General features: G+C 55.1%; 18 protein-coding genes. 12 read left to right on the top strand and 6 right to left on the bottom strand.

The features are described from left to right. The first annotated feature begins 129 nt into the window (after positions 1–129). From F1379_RS24735 to F1379_RS24750, 4 genes are all read left to right on the top strand, one after another. A complete protein-coding gene (locus tag F1379_RS24735; RefSeq protein ID WP_162551279.1) occupies positions 130–1,620 on the top strand; it encodes a helix-turn-helix domain-containing protein in 1,491 nt (496 codons plus the stop codon). A gap of 165 nt (positions 1,621–1,785) precedes the next feature. Beyond that, positions 1,786–2,136 (top strand): hypothetical protein, encoded by a 351-nt coding sequence (locus F1379_RS24740; RefSeq protein ID WP_150275081.1) that lies wholly within the window; start codon positions 1,786–1,788, stop codon positions 2,134–2,136. A gap of 344 nt (positions 2,137–2,480) precedes the next feature. After that, positions 2,481–3,026 (top strand): hypothetical protein, encoded by a 546-nt coding sequence (locus F1379_RS24745; protein WP_150275083.1) that lies wholly within the window; start codon positions 2,481–2,483, stop codon positions 3,024–3,026. A 90-nt stretch (positions 3,027–3,116) separates the two neighbouring features. Further along, a complete protein-coding gene (locus tag F1379_RS24750; RefSeq protein ID WP_150275085.1) occupies positions 3,117–4,325 on the top strand; it encodes a sugar efflux transporter in 1,209 nt (402 codons plus the stop codon). 121 nt (positions 4,326–4,446) lie between these two features. Here the strand turns inward: F1379_RS24750 and F1379_RS24755 are convergent, their stop codons facing one another. Continuing rightward, positions 4,447–5,145, bottom strand: a complete 699-nt coding sequence (locus F1379_RS24755; protein ID WP_150275088.1) for an SDR family oxidoreductase — start codon at positions 5,143–5,145, stop codon at positions 4,447–4,449. Between the two features lie 18 nt (positions 5,146–5,163). Beyond that, on the bottom strand, positions 5,164–5,619 hold the full coding sequence (locus F1379_RS24760; RefSeq protein ID WP_239004799.1) for a VOC family protein: 456 nt from the start codon (positions 5,617–5,619) through the stop codon (positions 5,164–5,166). A 175-nt stretch (positions 5,620–5,794) separates the two neighbouring features. On the opposite strand from F1379_RS24760, the gene F1379_RS24765 reads away from it, so the two are divergent. From F1379_RS24765 to F1379_RS24775, 3 genes are all read left to right on the top strand, one after another. After that, entirely contained in the window at positions 5,795–6,676 is an 882-nt protein-coding gene (locus F1379_RS24765; RefSeq protein ID WP_150275092.1) for a carbohydrate ABC transporter permease, read from the top strand. Continuing rightward, positions 6,676–7,515, top strand: a complete 840-nt coding sequence (locus F1379_RS24770) for a carbohydrate ABC transporter permease (protein WP_150275094.1) — start codon at positions 6,676–6,678, stop codon at positions 7,513–7,515. The genes F1379_RS24765 and F1379_RS24770 overlap by 1 nt, the downstream gene beginning before the upstream one ends. A gap of 291 nt (positions 7,516–7,806) precedes the next feature. After that, positions 7,807–9,072 carry an ABC transporter substrate-binding protein gene (locus tag F1379_RS24775; protein WP_150275096.1) on the top strand — a complete coding sequence of 422 codons (1,266 nt, stop codon included), beginning with the start codon at positions 7,807–7,809 and terminating at the stop codon, positions 9,070–9,072. A 1,123-nt stretch (positions 9,073–10,195) separates the two neighbouring features. On the opposite strand, the gene F1379_RS24780 is transcribed toward F1379_RS24775, so the two are convergent. Next, on the bottom strand, positions 10,196–11,029 hold the full coding sequence (locus F1379_RS24780; RefSeq protein WP_150275098.1) for a metallophosphoesterase family protein: 834 nt from the start codon (positions 11,027–11,029) through the stop codon (positions 10,196–10,198). Between the two features lie 248 nt (positions 11,030–11,277). On the opposite strand from F1379_RS24780, the gene F1379_RS24785 reads away from it, so the two are divergent. From F1379_RS24785 to F1379_RS24795, 3 genes are all read left to right on the top strand, one after another. Continuing rightward, complete coding sequence (locus F1379_RS24785) at positions 11,278–12,108, top strand: carbonic anhydrase (RefSeq protein ID WP_150275100.1); 831 nt, start codon at positions 11,278–11,280, stop codon at positions 12,106–12,108. A 164-nt stretch (positions 12,109–12,272) separates the two neighbouring features. After that, complete coding sequence (locus tag F1379_RS24790) at positions 12,273–12,818, top strand: hypothetical protein (protein ID WP_150275102.1); 546 nt, start codon at positions 12,273–12,275, stop codon at positions 12,816–12,818. Positions 12,819–13,123: 305 nt separating this feature from the next. Next, on the top strand, positions 13,124–13,483 hold the full coding sequence (locus tag F1379_RS24795) for a hypothetical protein (RefSeq protein WP_150275105.1): 360 nt from the start codon (positions 13,124–13,126) through the stop codon (positions 13,481–13,483). Between the two features lie 183 nt (positions 13,484–13,666). On the opposite strand, the gene F1379_RS24800 is transcribed toward F1379_RS24795, so the two are convergent. Beyond that, positions 13,667–14,155, bottom strand: coding sequence for a pyridoxamine 5'-phosphate oxidase family protein (locus F1379_RS24800; RefSeq protein WP_150275107.1), 489 nt, complete (start codon positions 14,153–14,155; stop codon positions 13,667–13,669). Between the two features lie 124 nt (positions 14,156–14,279). Beyond that, positions 14,280–15,071 (bottom strand): AraC family transcriptional regulator, encoded by a 792-nt coding sequence (locus F1379_RS24805; protein WP_150275110.1) that lies wholly within the window; start codon positions 15,069–15,071, stop codon positions 14,280–14,282. A gap of 122 nt (positions 15,072–15,193) precedes the next feature. Here F1379_RS24805 and F1379_RS24810 point away from each other — a divergent pair, with 122 nt between their 5' ends. Continuing rightward, positions 15,194–17,440 (top strand): FAD-dependent oxidoreductase, encoded by a 2,247-nt coding sequence (locus F1379_RS24810; RefSeq protein WP_150275112.1) that lies wholly within the window; start codon positions 15,194–15,196, stop codon positions 17,438–17,440. A 154-nt stretch (positions 17,441–17,594) separates the two neighbouring features. Next, the gene (locus tag F1379_RS24815) at positions 17,595–18,560 is read left to right on the top strand and encodes an alginate lyase family protein (protein WP_162551280.1); all 966 of its coding nucleotides are present in this window, start codon (positions 17,595–17,597) and stop codon (positions 18,558–18,560) included. A 377-nt stretch (positions 18,561–18,937) separates the two neighbouring features. On the opposite strand, the gene aldA is transcribed toward F1379_RS24815, so the two are convergent. Continuing rightward, on the bottom strand, positions 18,938–20,383 hold the full coding sequence (gene aldA, locus F1379_RS24820; protein WP_275262656.1) for an aldehyde dehydrogenase: 1,446 nt from the start codon (positions 20,381–20,383) through the stop codon (positions 18,938–18,940). Positions 20,384–20,407 lie beyond the last annotated feature (24 nt).

Genomic DNA, 20,407 nt, shown 5'->3' on the forward strand with positions numbered 1-20,407 from the left:
GAATAGCCTCCTCTAAAATAGAGTTTCCCCCCCCATTCTAAACGAATTCATTTTTGAATTATGGTATTTATTTTCGAAGTTTGGTATTTTATTAGGATAACTTATACTAAAAAAGGAGCTTGCCCTCTCATGCTTCCGAACGGAAATCTATCTGCAGATCTCCCCTATATTTGCCGGCTGATGTACGAAGCTTACCGGATTCCGGTCTTCTGGCTGGACGAAGCCGGAGGTATTCAGTTGGCGCTTCCTGCCTCGCCGGTATTCCGGCCGGGCACAAGCGCCGCCGCTGTGCTCGCCGAAGTCGCAGCCGCTCCAACCGGCAGCCCGGCGCAAGCGGCAACGGGGCCGTCAGCGGAGCTGCAGCACGCTGCAGCAGAAAGCACAGTGGAAGGCGTAATTCACGTGGCCCCGGAAACAGCGGCGGGGAGTGCCGTGAAGCAATCCACCCCGGAAGAGGCCACATCAGCCGGATCAGTGCACGCTAACCAAGCGGCACCTCTGGAGGCGTCCTTGGACGCCGGGTCCGGTTGCGCGTCACCTGCACCTGCCGGCACCATCCCGCCGCAGTCTCCGGCCGGCCGGATTCCCCTGGTGCGGGTCACCGGGTATGCGGAGAATTTCATTATTCTCCGCCTTTCCGGCGGCGGCTGCCTGGTTATCGGCCCGTCGCTAAGCAGCCCGCTAAGTGCGGAGCATGCCGTTCACTGGCTTGGCGAGCTCGGCATCCCGCCATCGCGCCGGGAGGAGTGGCTGCATTACTACCGGGAGCTGCCGGTACTCGAGCGGACCCGACTGTACCATGCGGCTATGCTGCTGTATTCGCTTGTGACCGGACAAGCACTGCCTGTCAGCGAGCTGCTGCTGGAGAACGTGCGCTTGTCCGGGACGGAGCGTTCTACTGCGGCAAGCCCTGATCTCGATTTATCGTACCGCCGCGAGCATACTTGGCTGCATCATGAACCGGCGCTGGAGAACGAGCTGTTCCGCCATGTGCGCAGCGGGGATTCCGCCGGGCTGCTGCAGACTATGGCCTCTTTTACCGGGGACAATTACGGGCTGCTCTCCAAAAAAAGCCGGCTGCGGAGTCAAAAAAATCTGGCGATTTCCTCCATCACCCTCGCCACACGGGCTGCCATTGCCGGGGGGCTGTTCTGGGAGATTGCTTATACGCTCAGCGATTTTCATATCCAGCATATCGAGGAGCTGCAGGATCTCCAGTCTGTGGATATCGCACAAATAGCCGCCCTCTGCGATTTCGCCGACCACGTGCGGGATAGCCGCCAGACCCAGCTGTCGCGCATGTCTGCACTGTGCCAGAATTATATTTTCAATCATTTGTATGAGGACATCCCCTTAAGTAAGCTGGCCGGTATCACCGGACTCAGTCCAAGCTATCTCTCTTCGCAGTTCAAACAGGAGAACGGCATCACCGTCAGCGACTACATCCAGCGCGAACGGATCGAGGAGGCCAAACGGCTGCTGGAGCTGCCCGGTATCCGGTTATCGGACATCGCGACCCGGCTGCATTTTAACGATCAGAGCTACTTCACCAAGGTGTTCAAAAAATATACAGGCCGCACGCCGCGGCAATTTTTGCGGGAACGGGGGGCATTTTTCTGAACAGTCGGTTTAGTCCGCCAGCCCCGCCAGCACAGAACCATTACGGCATTCTCTGCATCGGATACATTCCGCATCTAAGGCGGACAAATGTTGTATATCGGTATGTATAATTATGGTACAATCGGCTTGCTTAAGCTTCACACTTTCTCTCAAGGAGTGGTTGGCATGGGCTTTATTGTCGCGATAGTGGTAATAGCAGGGTTCTTTATGGTACGGGGGGTTCTCCGCGACAGAGACAGGTTTGGAGGCCGCGGCGGTAGCTACAAAGGCAGACGAGATAATACGGCGGACCATTTTTACTCCGCCGGAGCAAGTCCGCTGCTGTGGACGGACGACAACAAAGATAATCATGGACACCATGGTCATCATGGTCATCATGGTCACCATGGCAACCACGACAGCGGCTGGGGCGGCGGTCATGGCGACCACGGCGGCGGCTGGGGCGGCGGAGACGGCGGCCACGGCGGCGGTGATTGCGGTGGCGGAGATGGCGGCGGTGGCGGTGGCGGCGATTAACCCCGCCGCTATACCACTTGCCGTCCCGCTGGGACCACCAGCCACAGCTCCTATACTGCCCGCCTTTACGCTGTTATCACCTACCGTACCTCCCCCACCAGTTGCCGCGCTGCTGGCACCATTTGCCGCTCCTTTTGATACTTCCTGCTACGCTGCTGGTAGCGTCTGCCCCACCTCTTGGCACCACCTGCCGCGCTGCTGCTGGTAACATCTCCCCCACCTCTTGGCGGCGCCACATCTGCGCTGCTGCTATCATCTGCCGCTCCTATTGTTTTACCTGCCGCAGCCTTTCCATCCTGATAACCTTCATTTATTCGTCACAGATTGTTGAGAGGAGCACCTGTATGAAACATGGTATACTGAACAGACTTGCATTGCCGTTGCTCGCTTGTATCTGTTTGGCAGGCTGTTCATCAGGCAGCACAGACAAAGGCGCTGCTGTCCCGGACCACGTAGTCATTTACGAGAATCCGCGATTCAACTTCGGCGTCAGTTTTCCGCAGGAGTGGAGCTATGAAGAGTTCGGCACGGAAAATTACGAATCCACCGCCGATCGGGAAGGACTGCCGGACTCCGGTATCAAGGTTTCGGTAGATAACCAGCCGGAGGAGCAGATCAGCATCTTCGGTCAACTAGGATTAATAGGGCGAAATAACCCCTACGGGGGCCTTGTAGAAGACTTCGAAACCGGAAGCGGTTTGAAGGGGCGACAATACATTGAAGAACACACGAATTTCATCAGCATCTATTTCGCATTCGATAATAATCAATTAAGTGCCGGGGGCTACACCGGGTCTCTGGGCGGCAGCATCGAGATGAGCAAGGAAATGTACAACCGCTATAAAGGGACGATAGCGTTCATTCTTGAAAGCATCCGTATCACGGAGTAACCCATATATTGAGGTAAACGCTGCCGGTTATAAAACATCCGTATTAATTATGCTATCTGACCGATTGCCAAAAAGGAGATTTCATTCGTTATGCTTGCACGAATACATAAGCTGTTCCAAATTCCCGGCTACGCCCTGTTCACCGTCACCATGATGCTGCAGGGCATGGCCATTTCCATCAGTTCGCCGTTCCTGGCGGTTTATTTCACGACCAGGCTGGGCGTATCTGCCGCTACCTTCGGTCTGTTCACGGCTGTCACGCTGATCAGCGGAGTGGGCCTCAGCTCGATCATTGCCCGCCGCTCCGATGCCGGCTTGAACCGCAAAACGCTCATGGTCGGCGCCATGCTGTTCAACGCCCTGGCCTTCGCCGGCTATTTGTTCATCCATGATTTCTACATTCTGCTCGTGTATATGACCATCTTTACCGCCATCGGCGCACCGGCCATGCCGCAATTGTTCGCCAGTGCGCGTGAAGCGGTCAACGCCAGCCGGTCCTCGGATCATGCCTTTGCCAATTCATTTCTGCGCTCGATGTTCTCGCTCGGCTTCATCATCGGACCGCTGGCCGGCTCGATTCTGATCAAGTATTTCGGGTTCCCGGGCATCTTCATCAGCACCGCGCTGATCTTTCTGATCAACGCTTGCTCGCTGTATTTACGGGCCAAACCGCCGGCAACTGCAAAACGCGCTGCGGCCCGCCAGCCTGTCAAGCTGCACCGCAACCGGAGCGTGCTGATTCCGTTCATCGTGCTGATTCTACTGTATTCCGCCCATTGGCTAAATAATCTGAACATCTCACTGTTCATTATTAATGTGCTGGACGGCAACACACAGAACGTGGCGTCGGTAGCCAGCATCTGCGCCCTGCTGGAAATCCCGCTGATGCTGATGCTCGGCGTATTGTCGGCCAAATACTCTAACCGCACACTGATGTGCTGGGGTATCGTACTGGGCGGTATTTACTACCTGGTGGTGCTCGCATCGACACAGCTGTGGCACATTATTGCCGGCCAGGTGCTGCTCGCGTTCTTCGTCGCCGTCGTCTCAGCAATCGGAATCAGCTACATCCAGGACCTTCTGCCGGAACAGCCCGGCTATGCTTCAACGCTGTATTCCAATTCCACTACCATCGGCCGGCTGGCCGGCAGTCTGGTGGGCGGAGCCGCCGCCGAATGGGCCGGATACCGGCATGCGTATTGGTTCTGCGTCCTGCTGTTTGCTGTCGCCCTGGTGCTGCTGGCGCTCCCGCAGCGTTCGCGTACCTCGGCAGCGGAAGCCTCATCGCAGACGTTATAGTTACCGTCTAAAGCAACAGCGGCCTGCTCCGGGACATCCGGTGCAGGCCGCTGTTTGTATTCAGGCGATATCTCCGGGTGAACCTCGCTCCAGGAACTGAGGCACAGCGGAGATACTATTTTTAAATCGGCATATCCTTGCCCGTATAATCGACGAACCGGAAATGCCCCTGGGGAGCTTTGCGCTGCTCCAGCAGATCCAGAATCCCTGTAGCGCTGCTGCGCGGGTCGGTAGGCGCGGAAGCGCCGCCCATGTCCGTGTGCATCCAGCCCGGATGTACGCTCAGCACATGCACACCGCGTTCACGCAGATACACATGCAGCTGCTGGGAGAAGATGTTCAGCGCTGTTTTGGAGATGGAATAGGGATAGTCCCCCGGATAGGCATTCGTAATGCTTCCTGCCTCCGAGGAGATATTGATAATCGACGCCTCCGGCTCTGTGAGCAGCGGCAGGAAGTGCTTGACCACCCGCATCGGCCCGTACAGATTGATGTCCATCGTGAGCAGCATGTCCTGGAAGTCCAATTGCTCAATCGGCGTTTCTCTAGCCGTCAGCACCGCCGCGTTGTTAATGATTGCGCCGAGCGCCACTCCCTGCTCCTGCAGGCCTGCGGCCAGCGCCGCAATGCCCTCCTCATCCCGCACATCAAGCAAGGCTATCGTCAGCGCTTCGCCGTAAGCATCAGCAAGCCCGGTCAGGGCCGGTCCCGGATCTTCCGGAGTACGGACTCCGGCAATTACCTTATGTCCGCGCTCCAATGCTTCGGCCGCCAGCTCCACCCCAAGCCCGCGTCCCGCCCCAGTTATCAGAATATTCATCGGCTGATTCCCCCATCGTTAGGCTTTATCATTTTCCAAAAGCTCCATAATCACCTTCAAGTCCTTGAATGTATCCATATATGCATAACGTCCGCCCGGATATTCGCCCTTCTGCTGCAGCGGGAAGCCTTTGCCTTCAAACAGCGTGATCTTCTCCTGCATACCCTGCACCACAAAAGCGATATGATGCGGGCCTTCGCCATGCTCATTCAAATAATCCCGCCAGGTGCTTGGCTCATGGTCCGGTTCAATTAATTCAAGCTGCACCGATCCCAAATCAAAAAATGCCAGCTTCGCCCGCGCCTCCGTCGGCGCACCATTGTACCGGGTCTGCGCGATATCGACCGTATCGGTCAGCCCGATCTCCGGCTTGTCCACGCCCAGAAACTCCGCGTATGCCCTGCTTGTTGCTTCGATGTCATGAACAAGAATGCCAATTTGCGTAACAAACGGCTTGCCCAGCAGCTCAGACAATTGTAAACGCCTCCTTCTATTCTCCGACGAGTCTACCTTACCCACACGCAGCGGTCCTGTCAAGCCGGGTCTTCCAGCTGTTTCCACACCGGCTTTGATTCGCATAATCACCAATCCGGTTATTAAATGAAATGTTATTTACTTCATGTAACTTTACTTTAAGGGGTGAAGAGTGGTGGACCGTAGCAAAAGATCGCGCCTGATGCAGCAGTTTATTTTTGTCGGGCCTACTTCCCTGTTTTTCTTTGTCATCGTGCTGATTCCGTTCTTTCTGGGCCTGTATTATTCCTTTACCAGCTGGAACGGCATCTCGCAGCATACCTCTTGGGCGGGCCTGCGGAATTATCTGCATATATTCACCAAGGATCCGTCCTTTCTCAATTCGTTCTGGTTTACCGCCAAATTTACGTTGTTCGGCCTCGTGCTAACCAATCTGCTTGGCTTCACGCTCGCTTATGTGCTGACGCGTAAGCTGTTTACCCGCAATGTGCTGCGGACGGTGTTTTTCGTGCCCCATGTCATCGGCGGCTTGCTGCTGGGCTTTATCTGGCAGTTTATTTTCGTGCGGGGCTTTGCCTCGCTGGGAGCGGCCACCGGCTGGTCCTTCTTTAATCTTCCTTGGCTCGGTACGGAAAGCACAGCCTTCTGGGCCGTGGTCATTGTATTCGTCTGGCAAAATGCCGGCTATCTCATGGTCATTTACATCTCGGCGATCAACAATGTGCCCAAGGGGCTCCTTGAAGCCTCCAAGGTGGATGGTGCCGGAAGGCTGCAGTCACTCATGAATGTGACAATTCCGCTGGTGATGCCGGCCGTCACGGTCTGCCTGTTCCTCTCGATCTCCTGGTCCTTCAAGGTGTTCGACCTGAACCTGGCGTTGACCAAGGGCGGGCCGTTCAAGGCGACCGAATCGGTGGCGCTCAATATTTACAATGAGGCGTACACGATCAGCCGGTTCGGAATGGGCTCGGCCAAGGCGATTATTTTCTTCATCATTGTGGCCGTCATCTCGATGCTGCAGGTCCGGGCAACCAAGAAAAGAGAGGTGGAGCTGTAATGGATACTACCGCAAAAAAGTGGAACCTCCCGAAGCTGCTGGTTGAACTGCTGTGCATTCTGCTTGCTCTGGTATTTCTGGTTCCTTTCTATTTCCTGCTGGCCAACTCGCTCAAGACCTATGGTGCGATTCTGTCGGATTCAGCGGCACTGCCGGCGGCCCTGCAATGGAGCAACTACCGTGAGGCCTGGAATGCGACGGGCTTTCCGCATGCTTTTGTAAATTCACTGGTGGTAACCGTTGTCAGCAATCTGCTGCTGGCCTTCCTCTGTTCCATGTGTGCCTATAAAATGGTCCGCAACAACAGTCTCTACAACCGCATCCTGTACGTGGCGCTGGTTGCCGCGATGGTTATTCCGTTTCAGGCGATTATGATTCCGCTGGTGCAGGTGGTCAGCGGCCTTGGCTTTATGAACTCCACCGCCGGGCTGATCCTGGCTTACCTGGGCTTCGGTGCGCCGATGACCGTGTTTCTGTTCCACGGCTTTGTCAAATCGGTGCCGATCGATCTGGAGGAGGCCTCCAAGGTGGACGGAACCAGCCCTTACGGGACCTTCTTCCGGATTGTGCTGCCGCTGATGCAGCCGATCATCGTTACTGTAATCATCCTGAATACCCTCTGGATCTGGAACGATTACCTGATGCCGTCGCTCATTCTGCAGGACCCGGCGCTGCGGACGATTCCGATTGCCGTCTACACCTTCTTCGGCCAATATACGAAGCAGTGGGATCTGGCGCTGCCGGGACTGGTGCTGGGGATTACGCCGGTCGTCATCTTTTTCCTGGCAATGCAGAAGTACATTATCGAAGGGATTGCCCAGGGCTCGGTCAAGGGCTGATGCATATAAGTTGAACAAAAGAACAATACAAAAAGGTAGGAGTGCGAAGTGAAAGTTTGGGACTGGAGGAGCGATAGCGTCCGCCTGAAAGCTTTCCGTAGGAAAGCTCGCATCGGAAGCATAAGCTGTCACCGGATTTCTACCGTTAAGAACGGTAAATCATGAAATCTGGGGGCGGGCAGCGGGCGGAAGTCCAAACATTCCACGAAGTTACGACAAAACCTCTTGTTGTTTCAGAAGTTCAACTTATATAAGCACTGCGAGGCAAAATGACAGAAAGGATGAGACATGATGAGACGTACAAGTGGATGGCTCCTGACCGCTGCCCTGCTGCCGGCCCTGCTGCTCTCCGGCTGCGGCCGCAGCGGCGGGAATGAGGATGGAGTAACAACTGTTCATATTTACCAGTTCAAGGTGGAGATTGCCGAAGCGCTGTCTGCCATGAAAGCGGAGTTCGAGAAAGAGCATCCCGAGATCCGGCTGGACATTCAGACGGTCGGCGGCGGCACCGACTACGGCGCCTCGCTGCGCGCCAAGTTCTCGTCCGGCGACGAGCCGGATATCTTCACCATCGGCGGCAACAATGAACGCGATATGTGGCTGGAGTATCTGGAGGATCTCAGCGGCGAAAGCTGGGCGGGGGATGTCAAGCCGCTGGCCGCCGAGCAGATGACCGTAGACGGCAAGCTCTACGGTATGCCGATGAATCTCGAAGGGTACGGCTTCATTTATAATAAGGAACTATTTCAGCAGGCCGGCATTACCGAGAAACCGCTGACACTGAGTGCGCTGCGGGAAGCGGCGCAGAAATTGCAGGATGCGGGCATTACGCCCTTCGCCAACGGCTACCAGGAATGGTTCGTGCTAGGGAACCATAATGTGAATGTGGCATTTGCCCAGCAGCCCGACCCTGTCGCCTTCATCGCCGGACTGACCGACGGCTCGAAGACATTTGCGGCTGATCCGGTCTTTGACCAGTGGGTGGATCTGCTCGACCTGACGGTCGAATACGGCAATCCGAATCCGCTGTCCACCGACTACAATACCCAGGTCACGATGCTGGCGAGCGGCGAAGCGGCCATGATGCAGCAGGGAAACTGGACCCAGGGCCAGCTCGATGGCATCGACCCGGATCTAAACCTTGGCATCCTCCCGATGCCGATTGACGACACGGCCGAAGACAATGACAAGCTCTACGTTGGGGTTCCCAGCAACTGGGTGATCAACAAGAATTCCCCGGTGAAGGAGGAGGCCAAGGTCTTCCTGGACTGGATGGTCACCTCGGATACCGGCAAGCGGTATATCACCAAGGAATTCCAGTTCATTCCGGCACTTGACAGTATCGAAGGCACCGAAGAGGACCTCGGCCTGCTAGGCGCCGAAGTGCTGGCCTATACCGATAAAGACCAGGCCCTGAGCTGGAACTGGTCGCGCCTGCCCAACGGCATGCCCAATGAGCTGTCCAGCAGCATCCAGGGCTACCTCGGCGGCAAGCTGACCAAGGAAGGCATGCTGAAGGAGTTCCAGAAGAATTGGGATAACCTGAGCGTGCAGTGACGGGAGTGGCTGCTCCGGATGCCCGTGCCGAAAGTATGTATGTTCAGCGACGCAGGGGATTCACCGGATGGCCTTGAGCGAGAACATGCAGGCTCGATCGAATGGTATAGGCAACATGGTTGTATGGTTGTATGGTTGGATGGTTGGATGGTTGGATGATTGGATGCATGGATGGTGGTTGGTGGCTGATCGCTGGTGGCTGACGGCTGGCGCTTAATTGCACTTTGTACATCTATTCGAACCAGAATCCAGGGATTCAGCCGCTTAATTGCATTCTCTGCAACTATAATCGCCTGATTAGCGGCTTTTCGGACGAACACTAATTTTTAGATGTACCAAGTACAACTAAAGTCATATGCTCGCGCAAATCCGGCGGATTAGTTGTACAAAATGCAACTAGGACCTTGACCGCAGCAAATTGCAGCTATGCACCATCTATTTGCGAGTAAGAATGGGGACGTCGGCGCATACATCCTTTCCCGTGAACAGGCCGACAAACAGCACAGTCCGGCTAATCAACCCTATTGTAGTCGAAAAACCGACCACAATGGGCTACCGTGTAGGTAAATAGGGCAAACGTAGGCGAATAATCGACCATAATGTCTTGCCGTGGAGGAAAACAGACCCAATGTAGTCGAAAAACCGACCATAATGGGCTACCGTGTAGGTAAATAGGGCAAACGTAGGCGAATAATCGACCATAATCCACAAACCAAGCTTACCTAACGAAAAGCAGGACAGTACCTTAAAGTTCTCATGTTGCTTTTTTCCAGGGTTAGTGGAAAATCGCCACCTAATTTCACCTGTACGACGGCTTCAGCAAGAAGTGACTGTGTGGGAAGTGAAACGAAACCAGGCTTAGAAATCGGTGCATGGCACTTTATAACCGAGCAAGCTAGAGGGAAAATAAAGCACTTATACCCTGCAATTTGAATGGGTCAAAGCAACTAGGACCCCTTTGGCAGTCGTTCGCCATCCAAAGCTTCATTAACAGTCAAAGCCGCGCCTTCTTGGCGCGGCTTTTTCAGCATGGATGATAGTTTTTTTGCCAAAGAAGCTGTTTACAGCATGGATGATGGCCTTCTCACCGGAGAAAGCGGCTTTAGCGGTTTAGCGGCCTGTACTATACCTGCACCCGGTAGGCATCCACGCTGTAGCTGCTGCCGTTAATCGTGAGTGTAGCATTGTAATAGCCCCTGCTCCCATTCGGCTTACATTTATAATCGCCAGAGCAGCCGGTGACAAAGAATTTGGTCTTGGGATAACCTTGGTAAATATTGTTTAGCTTCCGGTAGAACTTATGCCCGTGATGTGTAAAAATAGCCAGTACCCGCTCTCTGACCTTGACCGGTATTGCCGCGAAGAACTTCGCCGTCTCGGACGCACTGAGCACATGACTGCTGTCCACGGTGATGCCGCTTACCCGCAGCGGCCAATGAAAATCAATAATATAGTAGTACTGATTATCCAGATTCCGCAGCAGCTTCAGACTGTCCGCCGAGAAGGCCCCCGGCGCACAATCCAGCCATACATACTTCACCTTCCCCTGCGTTCCCGGAAAATCCCGCTGCCCCGTTACCGCCCCCAAATATTGCGTGAACAAGGCCTGGGTGCTGGCTTCCCAGTTGCCGATCGACGCCTTATACGGAATACTTCCCAGCGTGGAGTCGACGGTGTTCTTGAAATCCTGGTAATATGCTGCCGCCTGCGCACCATGATTGGCCCCGGCCTGGGTATTATCCCCGCCAAAAATCACGAACCGCTTGTTCCCACCGCGCACCGCTTTGGACAGCAGATTCTTAAAGATGGCGGAGCTGTTGCCATACCCCACATGACTGTCGCCGATGACCGCAAAATGAATGCCAGCCGCTCTCGTTCTGCGGGCCATACTCCGTTTCGGTACTGCGGGTCTTGCCGAAAGACGCTTTTTGCGGACAGGCTTTGCCGTTCTTCTCATCCCATACACCTCCGGAAATGGATTTACAGCAATCATATTCAGCCGAAAGCAAAAGTGGACGGGGCGCCAATCCCCAAAAGACGCTTTGCCTAGCAGTAATTTATTCAAAAGTTGCCCCTCCTTTCGGAAGGACCAGGGACCGTCTTCGGACATGACATTGAGTCTTTTTTCACTTGTTATCTTATTTGCCTTGTATTTACAATATTATTAATAATGCCCATTCAATATTATAGAGAGAAGGATGCTGTATGAAAGACAAACGAAAGGCTTACCGGATGCTCGGCCCGATCCTGCTCCTGTCCCTGGCGGCAGGCTGCGTGAACGGCGACAACGCGGGGAGTGATAGCGCCGATGCCGGGAAAGGACCCGCTCCTGCAGCGGGCGCTCACCATACCCATTGGTCCTATGAGGGCGCCACTTCACCGGAGCACTGGGCAGAGCTGGATGAATTGTTCGCCACCTGCAGTACCGGCAAGGCGCAGTCGCCCGTCAATATCGTGCAGGACAGTGTGAAGGCGTCCGGAGCTCTGGCTCCGGTTCAGCCGGAATACGCCCCTTCGCAAGTGTCTATCATCAACAACGGTCATACAATTCAGGTCAATCTGCACAATCAGGACAACCGGCTCGTTCTTGAAGGAAAGACCTATACGCTGCAGCAATTTCATTTCCATCTGCCCAGCGAGCATGAGGTGGACGGCAAGCATGCCAGGATGGAGCTGCACCTGGTGCATAAAAGCGAAGACGGGGCCTTGGCCGTACTGGGTGTGCTGATCATGGAAGGCAGCGAGAATGCGGAGCTTAGCAAGTTGTGGGCTATGCTTCCCAAAGAAGAGAGTGAAGCGGCAGTACCGGTTGAGGGTGTATTCGACCTGAACAAGCTGCTTCCCTCCGACCTTCATTCCTTCCGCTACCAGGGCTCGCTGACCACACCGCCTTGCACCGAGGGTGTGCAGTGGATCGTTCTTGAACAGCCGGTACAGTGGTCTGAGGAGCAAATCGGCAAATTCGCCGCTATTTTCCCGCATGACAACCGGCCTGTGCAGGCGCTGGGAACACGGGAGATTGCGGCGGATCAATAGGCGGATTACATTTTTCATGACATTATATTTCAAAATATTCAATATTATTACTTATTTAACCTTCAATATATATTATTTATGGTATATAATACACTAGAACCAAATAATGGAGAAGGAGGGCCGATCCGATACATACCATAATATAATAAACTGGGAGGTACATTATGAAATCTATTAAATTATTGACTCTCTCTGGTCTGATGCTTCTTTCCTTTTCCACCAGCGCTTTCGCGCAGAATGTCGATGAACCGTCAACCGATATTGATACACAGCCAACTGTAATTTCGACTGAACAAGATGCTTCCATCAATTTCACTGTTTCAAGTGAAACGACGGATCTCTCCCCATATTATGATTTGGCTGTTCCTTTCGCAGCCAGAGCTTCGAAGCTGTATGTACCGCCTTATTCACTTGGCGCTTACGGCGGCAGTAATGCCGTCTTAGTATCGGATAGCCGATTCTATCCTAATTCTTCAGGCACGGCTACTCTTACTTTCACACAATGGGATAATAACAGCTTTAATGAACCGACTGTCGAATATGTTCTCCTGGACGAGAATGGAAAATGGACTGACCCGCGTACGAGAACCGGTGAATTTAAAGATACGAATAGTCAGCTGACATTCACCGGGCTTACAAATCAGCTTTATGCATTAGCTATTATCAATCATTCCTCCTATACAATTTATGGGAATTGCTACATTTACTAAATATCAGAATTAAAGATTTGCTGCAACCATTTCAAAAGCAGTTATCAACAGAGTAGCCTGGTGCCTTTTATTAAGGGATCAGGCTGCTTTTTTGTTATAGTTACGGACCACGTACAATATACCTGAAACAAAATCACAACGGGATCATTGTTCATTCCGCCTGATCGTGAGTGGGATATGACGCTCCGACAAGTGAATATTTTCACCATATAGAGGGATAAATAGGACTGCTGACTGCAACAAGACAGTATGTTTCAGCTTGCCATTTGGCATATAGCAAAAAATAATCAAAGGAGGCGATATCGTTGGAACAAATGCCGCAAGAGGTATTCGGTGCATGGCAGCATTCGTACGAAGAGGACAACGGGAGAATGACCGTCTTCCGCCCTGCCGGCTATCCCTTTGCCGCTGCCCGCGAACGGGAGCAGCTGGAGATTAAGCCGGATGGCACCTTTGTAAGAACCATTCCTGAGCGCGGAAACTCACCTGTGCCGATTGCCGGAGAATGGGAGCAGCAGGAGGGTGCGCGCCGGATACAGTATACTTATCAATCTCCGGAGCAAACGCCGCCGGAGCAAGCAACAGGTGAAACGACAGGCTCCGCATCCCATGCGGTTGACATTGTCGAATGCTCCGCCGACGTCCTGAGGCTGTACAAGCTGTAAGGGCATGAGGCATTGATACAACAAGACCGCCGGGTCAAGACCCGGCGGTCTGTCCTTTTAAGAGGGAGCCGGCCACTCGGCTTTCGAGGAGACGGGAGGACGACAGGTTCAAGCTTCTCTTCTTCACAGATCAAAAAGCCTGCCGAGACAAGTCCCGACAGGCTTCCTGGCATCCTTATATCGTTACAGCTTGATGGTCTGATTCAAATTCGACTGCTCCGTATCCTGATTGGTCAGCCGCTTGAACATATAGGTCGCCTTCTCGGCCAGGTTGCCGCTCTTCCAGTATTCCGCCGATTCGGCATGCACCTGGATCAGAATTACATTCGGATCATCATAGGTCGTCTTCAGGAACGCTTCATACCCGGCATTCCAGAACTCCTTCTTCTTGGCCACATCACTGACGATCCTGGCCATACCGCGTATGGAAACATAAGATTTATCGGCATACACTACATTCACCCGGGGATCGTGCAGAATTTCATCAAATTTGCTGGTATCCTTCTTGGTCAGGAACCATAAATCCCCGTCAAACTCAACTTCCTGCGTCTTCATCGGACGGGAAACCAGCCCTTCGGGCGAGATGGTCGTAAACATCGCCGTATCGATACCCTTGATCAAGTCTCTGACGGTCTCCACGGCTTCCTGATGACTTTGGTTGGTTGCAGACATGCTTGTCGCCTCTTTTCTTCCGGATTATGGTTAGCTTATCCAAACGCATACGTTATATTACCCATTTGGCGCAAAACCTATCGTCCCGGATTTCAGGGAGGCAGCTTCCGCCGTTACAGGCAGGCTACACCTGATGCAGCTTCCGGTACTGGGACGGATTCATCCCCTTCTTCTGACGGAATACCCGGCTTAAGTAAAAGCCGTTCTCATACCCGCACTGCTGCGCAATGCTGTCCAGGGACAGCCTGGTCCCGCCAAGCAGCTTGCAGGCCCGTTCGATTCGCAGCGCAGATACGAATTCGGAAGGATTCATCAGGAATGCGGCGCGGAAGCGGCGGGTAAATTGGACCGGCGTCATTCCCGCAAGCTCCGACAGGGTGCGCATGGAGAATGGTGCATACGCGTGATCGAGCATCCACTGGCGCGCATGCTGCATCGCCGGATCGGTGTCGCCCCAGCTTCCGGGCGGCGCCTCCCCGGACTCACGCTCGATGAGCCACCACACATCGTTCAGCAAATGGCGGAACCCGCGGTCAGCCGGCGGCATCTCCTGCCAGTGTTCGCCATACTGCCGCATATAAGTATAGGTCGAATGCAGCCGGGAGCGGTCAATGACCGACAGCCTCCCTGTCAACAGCTCCCGCTCTGCCGCTGCAGGCTCTTCCTCCCAATTAAATTGCACGAAATGAAAGGTAAGCGGAGTCAGCGTCCGGCGGCCGAACAAGGTTCCGGGCGGGCACAAGACAAGGTCTCCGAATTCTGCCTCCCCTTCCCGGTTCCCTACATGATAACGAAACTTTCCTTCCTCCACGGCAAACAGTGTCCAGTGGGGGTAAGTATCGCTGTCCAGCAGGAATTGCGGCTTGGCCTTCCAGTACGTATACGCTATAGGTTCAACAGACCAGGAACGTTCCATCTACATACACCCCCGTTGAAATAAAGTATATATCTTATGCTAATAGGGTGCATGTCATTTGGAAAGAGATTTTTCTAAGATGAAACTATAGATATACACTTTAAAACATGGAGGCGTGTTCCATGAGACAGGAAACCGTTGTAAGCGATATCACCGTAGTCGGGGGAGGATTGGCCGGCGTCTGTGCAGCCATTGCTGCCGCAAGACTTGGCCGGAGGGTGGCTCTGGTGCAGAACCGGCCCGTCCTCGGGGGCAATTCCAGCAGCGAGGTCCGCGTATGGGTATGCGGGGCGACCGCCCACGGCACGCACCGCTATGCGCGTGAGACCGGCATTATGGGCGAGCTGTTCTTGGAGAATCAGTACCGCAATCCGGACGGCAACCCGTATCTGTGGGATATGGTCGTTCACGAAGCGGTCCGGGCAGAGCAGAATATCAGCCTCTATCTGAACACAGATGTGCATGAAATCGAGGCTGATGGGTCGGCTGATGACCGGACCATCCTCTCCGTGACCGGCTGGATGATGGGCTCGGAGCGGCGTATCCGCTTCGAGAGTCCGGTCTTCCTGGACTGCACAGGAGACGGGCTCATCGGCTTCCTGGCCGGGGCGGCCTACCGGATCGGCCGCGAAGCCCGGGAAGAGTACCAGGAGGAGTGGGCGCCGCTTGCTGCTGACAACATTACGCTCGGCAGTACGCTGCTCTTCTATACGAAAGACGCTGGACATCCGGTCAAATATATTCCCCCGCGTCTGGCGAAGGACATTGCGGCCACGGCGATTCCGGAACGCCGGATCATCCGCAGCGGCGACAACGGCTGCTCGTATTGGTGGATTGAATGGGGCGGTGAGCTGGACACTGTACATCAGAATGAACTGATCCGCGACGAGCTGTGGTCCGTCATTTATGGCATCTGGGACTACATCAAGAATTCCGGCCGGTTCGACGCCGCCAATCTGACCCTGGAATGGGTCGGCTCCTTGCCCGGCAAGCGGGAGTACCGCCGGTTCACCGGCGATTATGTGCTGAACCAGAACGATATTCTCGCCCAGCGCGAGTTCGCGGACCGCGTCGCCTTCGGCGGCTGGTCGATCGATCTGCACCCGCCACAGGGCATGTACTCCACCGAGAGCGGCTCGAGGCATATGCATGCGGACGGCATCTACCACATTCCCTTCCGCTCGCTCTATTCCGCCAACGTGAAGAATATGCTGATGGCCGGCCGGAATATCAGCGCCAGCCATATCGCCTTCGGCACGACGCGCGTCATGGCGACCTGCGCGGTCATCGGCGAAGCGGCGGGCACCGGAGCTGCGCTATGCGTGCAGAAGGGACTCTCCCCGCGCGAGCTGCATGACCGTCATCTGGAGGAGCTTCAGCAGACCCTGCTGCGCCAGGATGCGTCGGTCATCGGTCTGCGCAGCAGCGATCCCGCCGATCTGGCACGCCGGGCTGCCGTAACGGCCTCCGGGACCTTAACCCGGCTGGCGGTGGAACAATCCGCCGGCACGTTCAAGCTGGACACGGATATTGGCCTGCTGGTGCCTGCCGACCCGGGGCTGAACGGGCTGGAACTGCTGCTTGAAGCTGATGAGGACACCCTGCTGACAGTAGAGCTGTGGGATACCGGGCGGCCCGAGAACTATGTGCCGCATACCCTCATATCATCGGCTTCTGCTTCCGTTGCCGCCGGGCAGATGTCCTGGACCAGGCTGGAGCTGGTCTGGACGCCGGAGCGGGCGCAGAACGCCTTCTTGGTGGTCAAGGCCAATGAAGGGATTGCCCTTCATATATCCGGCTTATCCCAGTCAGGTGTGCTGGCCTTCCGCAAAGGCGCCCCTCCCCGGGCGGAAGCCGGGATGGAGGATCACGAGGGCAATCAGCCGGTTATGCAGTGGAGCATGGGCCCATTCCTGCGCAAGCTGCCTTGCTTCCGCTTATCGGCGCCGACGGAAGCCTTGTCGCCGGCCAAAGCCGTTGACGGCTACAAGCGGCCGTACGGCGGACCCCACCTCTGGTCGTCTGCACCGCTGGACGCCGGTGCTCCGGCCTGGCTAGAGCTGCACTGGGAACAGCCGGTGACGGTTAGCTCCGTGCAGATCATCTTCAATGACGATGTCAATGAAGACCTGATTAATCTGCACCATCATGTCACTCCACATGAGGTGCTCCCTGAATTGGTGAAGAACTACCGGATTGAGGTGCAGAGCGGCAGCGGCTGGACAGTCATTGACGAAGTGCAGGATAATTACAGCCGGAAGCAGATGCACACCCTGGAGTCGCCCATTCTTGCAGAGCGCATCCGGATAGCGGTGGAAGCGACGAACGGAGCGCCGTGTGCGGAAATTATCGAAGTGAGAGTGTATTAGGGGTTGCGGTTGGCTGGACTACGGACTGCCTTTGCCCATCGCCCTGATGTCGCTATTATGCTAATAATAGTCGCTTTCTTCAAGGCAGCCGGAAGCGTGATGCAGTACCATGGGAATGTGCATAATCTCAAACAGAAGGGCAGATCGGATGCTTATGGAGCCAATAACTGCGCTTGACCGCCTTCTTGAAGAAGCGGATGAAAGCTTGTCCGCCGGTGCCCATGCCGTTTGGGTATGGGAGATTCCGGGGTTTTATCAGGATACTGCCGGCCATACAGCAGCTAAACGGCTGATGGAAGTTGACGTCAAGACCGCTTACACAACAGCACTTGCCTACCGGCTGACGGGGACATCCGCCTATGCAGACACCGCCAGAGCGGTGCTGATGGACTGGGCAGCAGTCAACCGCGAAATTGCCGGCGCCGACGGTCCGCTGGTGTCCGCTTATCTGGGGGTGGGCCTGATCCGCGCGGCAGAGTGGATCAAGGGATATCCCGGCTGGAGTATGGCAGAGCAGCGGGTGTTCACCGATTGGCTGACCGTTGTGTGTCTGCCCTTATGGGACGGTATCCCGCTGCGGAATAACTGGTGGAACTGGAGCCTTTATGCCCAGCTGGCACTGTTCCGGTTCATGGAAGAGCCGGAGCGCTTCGCCGGTGAAGTGACTGCCTTCAAGGAACAGCTTGAAGCCTCTTTATCCATAGAAGGCTTCATTCCGGAGGAGACCCAAAGGGGCCGTCACTCCTTATGGTACCACTACTTCGCACTGGCTCCCGCAACGGCCGCAGCCAAGCTGATTCTCGACGCCACAGGCGAGGATCTATTCCGCTGGGTGACCCCAGGCGGCAAAAGCCTGCAAACCGCGCTGGAGCTGTTCTTCCATTACGGGGGCGGCCATCTGCAGGATTGGCCGTTTGATCCGGAGCCGATCTTCCCCGCTTCCCTCTCCGGCGGCACGTGGCCGCTCGATTTATTCGAGGCCATGTCCAAAATTTACGGAAAGGCGGACTATGAGCGGTTCGTTGCGCCGCACCGCCCGGTTACCGGGGGGATCAACCAGAACACCGGCTTCTACCATTCCTATGCCTGGGTCTACCCGGAGCTGCAGTTCGGGGAGTGAAGGGAAGCGTCAGAGAGAAGTACTGGCGCTTAATGCAGGCTTAGTCCAAACAGCCGCTACCTTGAGGCGGCTTAGTCCAATCAGCCACTAGTGTGGCGGTTTAGGCAGAGTCACCGGGGCGGTCCACCAGCGGATAGCAGGACGCTCAGTACCGGGTTGCTAAATGCTGCTGGTACAGGGTGCCGAGAAATGCGGAGCGCAGAGTTTCAGCCGACGAGGTGCCAGGGTGCCAGGGGTGTCAGGCCCAGGCAGACAGCCCTGAGTGGCATTAAACAAGGGGGCCTTCCCGAACAGCCGGTTTCACGGCTGACGGGAGGCCCCCTCTTTTTTAAACTATAATTGTATTAGTTCTCTTATCGCCTTAGCCCTGCATAATCTCAGTTAACCGACTTGTCGTATTGCAGGTACACCACCTGGGTCTGCAGGTATTCGTTCAGGCCATGCTTGCCGTCGGCGCCGCCGATTCCGGATTTGCGCCAGCCGGCGTGGAAGCCTTGCATTGCCTCGAAATTCTCGCGGTTGATGTAGGTTTCGCCGTATTTCAGACGTTTGATGACCTTCATCGCCACGTTCAGGTTCTGCGTGTAGAGCGACGAAGTCAGCCCGAACTCACTGTCGTTGGCCAGGGCAATCGCCTCATCCAGTGTCTTGAAGGATATGACCGGAATGACGGGGCCAAAGATTTCCTCCTGCACGATCTCCATCTCATTGGTGGCATCGGTCAGCACGGTCGGCTCGAAGAAGGCGCCTACGCCGTCAACCTTCTTGCCGCCGCAGGCGAGCTTGGCTCCTTCCTGTACTGCACGGTCCACCTTCTGCTGCACCGATTCCTGCGCAGCCTTGTTGATCAGCGGCCCCATCTGGATGTCCGTCTCCTTCAGCGGATCGCCGTATTTAACCGCCTGCATCGCTTCGACCAGACGCTTGGTGAACTCATCCTTGATGTTCTCGTGCACATATACGCGCTCCGCACAATTACACACCTGGCCTGTATTGATGACGCGAGAATCAACAATCGCTTTGACGGCCAGATTCAGGTCGGCATCGTCCATGACAATCGCCGGCGCCTTGCCGCCGAGCTCCAGACTCACCTTGATGATGTTCTCGGCCGCAGCCTCCATCACCTTCTGTCCTGCCGGGACACTGCCCGTAAGGCTGACCATGCCCACCTTCGGATTGCTGGCCAATTCGTTGCCAACTTCTCCGCCTCTGCCGGTTACCAGATTGAACACACCCGGAGGAAGCCCTACTTTGTCGAGGATCTTGGTAAAAGCAATGGCATTGTTCGGTGACTCAACGCTCGGCTTCACGACAATCGTGTTGCCGGTGATGAGGGCCGGCGCCATCTTGCGGGCGATCAGGAAGAACGGGAAGTTCCACGGCAGAATCCCGGTTGTTACGCCTATAGCACGCTTAAATACAAAAATATTCTCATTATCCCGGTCACTCTGAACAATCTCCCCCTCATAGCGGCGGGCCCATTCTGCCATGTAGTCCATGTAATCGGCGGTAAAGTTAACTTCAACGGTAGACAGCTCCAGGGTCTTGCCTACTTCTTCGGAAATCAGCCGGGCAATGGCTTCGCTCTCGGCGCGGATGCCGTCTGCGATGGCATGCAAGAACTTGCCGCGCTCAACCGCCGGTGTTTCTTCCCAGGCAGACTGTGCCGCCTCTGCGGCATCAATGGCCCGGATGACATCGCTTTTGGTGGCTTTGGGAACCTGTGAAATCACTTCATCCGTTGCCGGATTTGTTACGTCCATCCATTCCTTGCTTTCTGACTCCGTAAATTGGCCGTTAATGTACATCAGATGCTGTTCCACTGTCGCTTCCCCTCCAAGTTCGAT

The organism is Paenibacillus tepidiphilus (genome assembly GCF_008635795.1).
Classification (GTDB): domain Bacteria; phylum Bacillota; class Bacilli; order Paenibacillales; family Paenibacillaceae; genus Paenibacillus_AQ; species Paenibacillus_AQ tepidiphilus.

Bases quoted from the DNA above. Each gene is read 5' to 3' on its own strand.
- F1379_RS24780 (WP_150275098.1), bottom strand. From the start codon at position 11,029: ATGAGAAGAACGGCAAAGCCTGTCCGCAAAAAGCGTCTTTCGGCAAGA.
- F1379_RS24745 (WP_150275083.1), top strand. From the start codon at position 2,481: ATGAAACATGGTATACTGAACAGACTTGCATTGCCGTTGCTCGCTTGT.
- F1379_RS24735 (WP_162551279.1), top strand. From the start codon at position 130: ATGCTTCCGAACGGAAATCTATCTGCAGATCTCCCCTATATTTGCCGG.
- F1379_RS24740 (WP_150275081.1), top strand. From the start codon at position 1,786: ATGGGCTTTATTGTCGCGATAGTGGTAATAGCAGGGTTCTTTATGGTA.
- F1379_RS24775 (WP_150275096.1), top strand. From the start codon at position 7,807: ATGAGACGTACAAGTGGATGGCTCCTGACCGCTGCCCTGCTGCCGGCC.
- F1379_RS24800 (WP_150275107.1), bottom strand. From the start codon at position 14,155: ATGTCTGCAACCAACCAAAGTCATCAGGAAGCCGTGGAGACCGTCAGA.
- F1379_RS24815 (WP_162551280.1), top strand. From the start codon at position 17,595: ATGGAGCCAATAACTGCGCTTGACCGCCTTCTTGAAGAAGCGGATGAA.
- F1379_RS24750 (WP_150275085.1), top strand. From the start codon at position 3,117: ATGCTTGCACGAATACATAAGCTGTTCCAAATTCCCGGCTACGCCCTG.
- F1379_RS24810 (WP_150275112.1), top strand. From the start codon at position 15,194: ATGAGACAGGAAACCGTTGTAAGCGATATCACCGTAGTCGGGGGAGGA.
- F1379_RS24770 (WP_150275094.1), top strand. From the start codon at position 6,676: ATGGATACTACCGCAAAAAAGTGGAACCTCCCGAAGCTGCTGGTTGAA.
- F1379_RS24805 (WP_150275110.1), bottom strand. From the start codon at position 15,071: ATGGAACGTTCCTGGTCTGTTGAACCTATAGCGTATACGTACTGGAAG.
- F1379_RS24790 (WP_150275102.1), top strand. From the start codon at position 12,273: ATGAAATCTATTAAATTATTGACTCTCTCTGGTCTGATGCTTCTTTCC.
- F1379_RS24785 (WP_150275100.1), top strand. From the start codon at position 11,278: ATGAAAGACAAACGAAAGGCTTACCGGATGCTCGGCCCGATCCTGCTC.
- F1379_RS24755 (WP_150275088.1), bottom strand. From the start codon at position 5,145: ATGAATATTCTGATAACTGGGGCGGGACGCGGGCTTGGGGTGGAGCTG.